This window comes from Streptomyces flavovariabilis, from assembly GCF_000725785.1.
GTDB lineage: Bacteria > Actinomycetota > Actinomycetes > Streptomycetales > Streptomycetaceae > Streptomyces > Streptomyces hawaiiensis.
Map to the genome: position 1 here is coordinate 1 of NZ_JNXD01000134.1, position 207 is coordinate 207.

Here is a 207-nt window from a genome sequence, read left to right on the forward strand (position 1 = left end):
CTGCGCGACGGCGGCTACGACGTCTCCGACTACACGGCCGTGCTGCCGGAGTTCGGCGACCTGGCCGACTTCGTGGAGTTCGTCGACGCCGCCCACCAGCGCGGCATGCGCGTGATCATCGACTTCGTCATGAACCACACCAGCGACCAGCACCCGTGGTTCCAGGAGTCGCGCAAGGACCCCGACGGGCCCTACGGCGACTACTAC

The 207-nt window shown here is 67.6% G+C and carries 1 protein-coding gene; it reads left to right on the plus strand.

The genetic code is table 11. The features are described 5' to 3' along the window. Positions 1 to 207, plus strand: a 207-nt coding sequence (locus IO24_RS41865) for an alpha-amylase family glycosyl hydrolase (RefSeq protein WP_037670202.1), incomplete at both ends; no start/stop codon positions are given.